This window comes from bacterium (genome assembly GCA_021372515.1).
GTDB lineage: Bacteria > Gemmatimonadota > Glassbacteria > GWA2-58-10 > GWA2-58-10 > JAJFUG01.
In genome coordinates this window covers 1-5,363 of record JAJFUG010000106.1, presented here as the reverse complement: position 1 = coordinate 5,363, position 5,363 = coordinate 1, and the positions used below count along the sequence as shown (strand labels likewise).

6 protein-coding genes are annotated in these 5,363 nt (G+C 64.8%); all 6 read left to right on the top strand.

Going from position 1 to position 5,363, the window contains the following annotated elements; all coding sequences use genetic code 11:
• Nucleotides 1–309: DegT/DnrJ/EryC1/StrS family aminotransferase (locus tag LLH00_10530; protein ID MCE5271705.1), on the top strand; the 309-nt coding region annotated here is incomplete at its 5' end.
• A gap of 145 nt (nt 310–454) precedes the next feature.
• On the top strand, nt 455–1,423 hold the full coding sequence (locus LLH00_10525) for a glycosyltransferase family 2 protein (protein ID MCE5271704.1): 969 nt from the start codon (nt 455–457) through the stop codon (nt 1,421–1,423).
• Between the two features lie 76 nt (nt 1,424–1,499).
• Complete coding sequence (locus tag LLH00_10520; GenBank protein MCE5271703.1) at nt 1,500–2,681, top strand: class I SAM-dependent methyltransferase; 1,182 nt, start codon at nt 1,500–1,502, stop codon at nt 2,679–2,681.
• 7 nt (nt 2,682–2,688) lie between these two features.
• Complete coding sequence (locus tag LLH00_10515) at nt 2,689–3,594, top strand: class I SAM-dependent methyltransferase (GenBank protein MCE5271702.1); 906 nt, start codon at nt 2,689–2,691, stop codon at nt 3,592–3,594.
• A 46-nt stretch (nt 3,595–3,640) separates the two neighbouring features.
• On the top strand, nt 3,641–4,411 hold the full coding sequence (gene rfbF / locus LLH00_10510) for a glucose-1-phosphate cytidylyltransferase (protein ID MCE5271701.1): 771 nt from the start codon (nt 3,641–3,643) through the stop codon (nt 4,409–4,411).
• Between the two features lie 7 nt (nt 4,412–4,418).
• Nucleotides 4,419–5,363, top strand: a 945-nt coding sequence (gene rfbG, locus LLH00_10505; protein MCE5271700.1) for a CDP-glucose 4,6-dehydratase, incomplete at its 3' end; no start/stop codon positions are given.

The window sequence follows — 5,363 nt, the reverse complement described above, 5'->3', positions numbered from 1 at the left end:
GGCTCGGGCCTCGAGCTGCCGGTGGAGCCCGCCGGGGCGCGTCATGTCTGGTACGTGTACGCGGTGCGCAGCGAGCGCCGCGACAACCTGGCCGCATACCTGAAAGAACGCGGGATCGACACGGTGATCCACTACCCGCTGCCGATCCACCTTCAAAAAGCTTTCGCCCCGCTGGGCTACGGCCCCGGCGATTTCCCGGTGGCCGAGCGAGCGGCAGAGCAGGTGCTTTCGCTGCCGCTCTGCGCCGATATCACCGAGGACGAGGTGCGCCAGGTCTGCGCCGCGGTGCGCCGGTGGGCCGGACGCTGAGCGGCAGGACACGGTCGGGGCACGATAATTGCCTTTGTAGCGGACCGCAGGCTGTGTAGACACACGGAAACAACCGGCCTGCGGCGTTTGTGACAGCGGCGTCAAGACGCCGCCGCATCTGGCTCACTCCGGGAAAGGTTTGCCGGTGGGGAAAAAACTGGTCTCGATTGTCATTCCGGCCTACAACGAGGAGGCCGTGATCCCCGAGCTGGGGCGCGCCCTGCGCGCGATGATGGAGCGCAACGCGGCCTACGATTTCGAGGCTGTGATCGTGGAGAACGGCTCGGCTGACAACTCCTGGGCCGAGCTTACCCGTCTGAACCAGATCGACCCGCGTTTCAGGATCGTCCGGCTGTCCCGGAATTTCATGGCGGACGGCGGAGTGGCGGCGGGTCTGCGCCACGCCTCCGGTGACTGCGCGATCCTGATGGATGCCGACCTTCAGGACCCGCCCGAGGTGATCGACCTTTTCCTGCAGAAATGGGAGGAGGGCCACCAGGTAGTCTACGGGATCATCAAGAGCCGCCGCGGCGTCTCACCCCTGCGCAAGCTGCTCAACAAGGTGTTCTATTTCCTGCTCGAAAAGCTCACCGGCGGCATGATCCCCCCGGATGTGACCGCGTTCCGCCTGATGGACCGCTGTGTCTACAGCCAGCTCAACGCCATGCCTGAAACCAACCGTTTCACCCGCGGCCTCTGCGCCTGGACCGGATTCAGCCAGGTGGGGGTCCAGTTCGAGCGGGCCGAGCGTTTCGCCGGTGAGACCAAGGCCCCGTTCTGGGACATTTTCACCGAGGCGTTGGACGCCCTGTTCTCGTTCAGTTTCCTGCCGCTCAGGGTGATCACCTTTTTCGGCCTCGTGCTGAGTGCGCTGTGCTTTCTCCTGCTGATCGTGATCCTGGCGGTGGTTCTGGCGCAGGGCAACGATGTCCCCGGCTTCCCGACCATCATCCTGACCATGCTGCTGATGTTCGGCTGTATGTTCATCGCCCTGGGGATCATGGGCGAATACCTGGCCCGCGTGTTCGCCGAGGTCAAGGGCCGCCCGATCTTCATTGTCCGCGAGACCCTGGGGTTCGGGCCGACAGCGGACAAGGGGCACGAAATCAAATAGAAGGGTCCGGCGGCCCAGGGTACACAGACCCGGCCGGACCATTTATGCGTTGTACGCTTAGAAAGGGACACCTCAAATGGAATGCATTCTGTGCGGTTCGAGTGATTTCGAGCGGATTTTCTTCCTCAAGAACGGCCCCCGCTACGCCCAGAAACTGCTGGCCGACCCCCAGGCCCGCGGCGGCGAGCGTATCGATATCCCGCTCTACAAGTGCCGCGCCTGCGACATGGTGCAGATCGACACCGGCACGCTCAGCCACGACCAGTATTTCGACGACTACCTGATGACCCGCACCGGCACCGAGCTGTACACGGTCTACGAGGACGACCTGGCGGTCAAGTTCTTCGAAAAGTACAACCTGCGCGGCAAGAACGTGATCGAGGCCGGCTGCGGGGACGGTTATTTCGCGGCCAAGCTGAACGAGCTGGGGGCGCGCGTCGAGGCGATCGAGCCCTCGGCCACCGCCCGCGCCGAGGCCGAAAAGCGCGGGGTAAAGTGCTATAATCTCTACCTGGGCGATGACACGGACAAGCACCTGACCAAAAAGTACGACGCCTTTGTGAGCAAGCAGGCCATGGACCTGGTGAAAAACCCCAACAGCTTCCTGCGCGGCATGGGCAAGCTGCTCAATTTCGGGGCGATTGGCCTGGTGGATGTGCCCTCCTGGACCAAGACCCTGTTCGACATGCGCTATTTCGATGTCCTGCCCGACCGGGTGAGCTACTTCACGGCCAACACCCTGACCAAGATCATGGAGCGCAACAATTTCCATGTGATCGAGGTCTACCACGGCGCGGATGACGAGTACGTGGGTGTGTTTGTCTGCTACCAGGGCAGCCGCAACGGCCTGGAGGACCGGTTCAGCCGCGAGTACCAGGCTTTCGGCGGCAAGTTCGAGTCCCTGATGGCCTCGCTCGCCGCGGCGGGCAAGAGTGTGGGCGCCTGGGGCGCCGGAGCCAAGGGCGTGACCGTGTTCTCGTTCACCGGGATGAACCCGCAGAAAATCAAGTACGTGATCGACAAGGACGCGTTCAAGCAGGGCAAGTATCTGCCGGGCAGCCTGCTCAAGATCGTCCCGCCGGACATGCTGGAGCGCGAGCCGGTGGATGCCCTGATCGTGACCGCGGCCATGTTCTACCGCGAGATCATCCGTGAGCTGTACAACCAGCGCGGCTACCGCGGCGACATAATCATCCTCACCCCGGAGCCGCGTATTCTGAGCCGGGCGGAGATAGAGCACATCATAGGCGGGAAGTGACGCACCGATGCGGCGCATGGATTGCCCGCTCTGCGGGTCGGCCGACAAGAGCGAGCTGTACCCGGAACGCCTGGAGAACGCCCAGGCCGATTTCGACTACCTGACCGAGAGCGCCAACCACTACCGGATCGTACGCTGCAACGGTTGCGGGATGGTCTATTCCGACCCGGTGTTCGAGCCGGAGCGGATCATCGAGCTGTACCGCAACAGCCGGATCGACGAGGCGGTCAAGGATTCCCTGGTGCCCTCGATCCGTCGCAACATGGCCCGCTACGTGGAGCGCCTGGTGCGGGTCTCGGGTATCCGGAGCGGACGGGTGCTGGATGTGGGCTGCGGCTGCGGGCACCTGGTGGAGGCCGCCGCGCTGCACGGTTTCGAGGCCCACGGGGTGGACCCCAGCGCCGGGGCGGTGGAGCACGCCCGGCATGTCCTGGGCCTGACCGGGGTGCGTTGCGCCGACTACAGCCGCTCCCTGTTCCCGGAAGCTCATTTCGACCTGGTGTTCTTTGTCCATGTGATCGATCATGTCTCCGACCCGCGGCGCATGCTGGAGGATATCCTCTACCATTTGCGTCCCGGCGGCTGCGCGCTGGTGGCGACCCACAATATCGGCAGCCTGCTGGCCCGGGTGCAGGGCATGGGCTTTATCGCCTGGTCGGTGCAGCACCTGAGCTATTTCGACCCGGCAAGCCTGAGGCGGATGCTGGAGGCAGCCGGGTTTGCCTACGAGCGGGGCTTGAAAAGCCTTACCACCTACCCGCTGGCGCATTATGTGGAGAACGGCATCCGTAACCCCGGAATTCGCCGAGCCGGGCTGGGAGCCCTGGGCGCACTGGGACTCAAGAATTTCACGCTCTCGTTCCCCTTCGGCAACATCGAGGCGGTCGGGCGCAAGCCACGCGGCGCGAATTAGGCCGTCGAGGCGCACAAGCCGGGCAACACACACCCAAGAGGCTCGCATGAAAGCCGTGATACTGGCCGGCGGTTACGGCACCCGGATCAGCGAGGAGACCAGCCTGCGTCCCAAGCCGATGGTGGAGATCGGCGGGATGCCGATCCTGTGGCACATCATGAAAATCTACTCGGCGCACGGGATACACGATTTCGTGATCTGCCTGGGCTACAAGGGCTACGTGATAAAGGAGTTCTTCTCCCACTACCTGCTGCACCTGTCGGATGTGACGTTCGACCTGGCCTCCGGGAGCATGGAGGTGCACACCGGCTGCCGTGAGCCCTGGCGCGTGACCCTGGTCGAGACCGGCCTGGACACCGCCACCGGGGGACGGCTCAAGCGGGTGCGCCCGTATCTGGACAATGACGATTTCTGTTTCACCTACGGCGACGGGGTCAGCGACATCGACATCCGCGGCCTGATCCGCTTCCATAAAGAACGCAAAGCCCTGGCCACGCTCACCGCGGTGCAGCCGCTGGGCCGCTACGGCATGCTGGACATGCGGGACGAGAACGTGCTGTCGTTCCGGGAGAAGGTCAAGGAACCGGGCAACTGGATCAACGGCGGGTTTTTCGTGCTCTCGCCCGGCGTGTTCGACTACATCGAGGACGGGGACACGACCGTCTGGGAGAAAGAGCCCCTGGAGCGTCTGGCCGCGGAGGGGCAGCTCAACGCCTACCGTCACGAGGGTTTCTGGTACTCGATGGACCTGCTGAAAGAGAAAAATTACCTGGAATCGCTCTGGAACTCGGGCCAGGCGCCCTGGAAAGTTTGGTAGAGTGGATATGGACACGCTCAAAAAAGCCTATCAGGGCCGCCGTGTGCTGCTGACCGGCCATACCGGGTTCAAGGGGAGCTGGCTGAGCCTCTGGCTGGAGGGCCTGGGCGCGCGCACCACGGGCCTGGCCCTCGACCCGCCCACCTCGCCCGCCCTGTTCGAGCAGGCGGCCTGCGCCCAGGTGCTGGAGAAAGATATCCGGGCGGATGTGCGCGACTATGCCGCCCTGGAGCGCGCGGTGGCCGACACTCAGCCCGAAGTTGTGTTCCATCTGGCCGCCCAGCCCCTGGTGCGCGACAGCTACGAGCTGAGCCGCGAAACCTTCGAGATCAACTCCGGCGGCACGGTGAACCTTCTGGAGGCCCTGCGCCGCAAGGCGGATAATCTCCGGTCCGTGGTGGTGGTGACCACGGACAAGTGCTACGAGAACCGCGAGTGGGATTTCGCCTACCGCGAGGCCGACCCCCTGGGCGGCAGCGACCCCTACAGCGCCTCCAAGGCCGCGGCCGAGATTGTCTGCGCCTCGTACCGGCGCTCGTTCTTCGCCCCGCGGGGAGTGGCCCTGGCCACGGCGCGCGCCGGCAACGTGATCGGCGGGGGCGACTGGGCGCGGGACAGGATAGTGCCCGATGCCGTGGCCGCCCTGAGCGCGGGCAAGCCGCTGCGCCTCAGGCTTCCCGCCGCGGTCCGTCCCTGGCAGCACGTGCTGGAGCCGCTCTACGGCTACCTGATCCTGGGCGCGCGCCTTCTGGCCGCCGCCGAAAGCGGCGACAGCCGGGAACTGGCCGCCCTGTGCGGGCCGTTCAATTTCGCCCCGGAGACTGTCTCCTGCCGCCCGGTGGCCGAGCTGGCCGCCCTTTTCTGCCGCGAGTTCGGCGGCGAGGCAGCGGTCTCCCGGATCGAGGTCGACCCGGCTGGCGACAGCGGGCGTCACGAGGCGGGGCTTCTGATG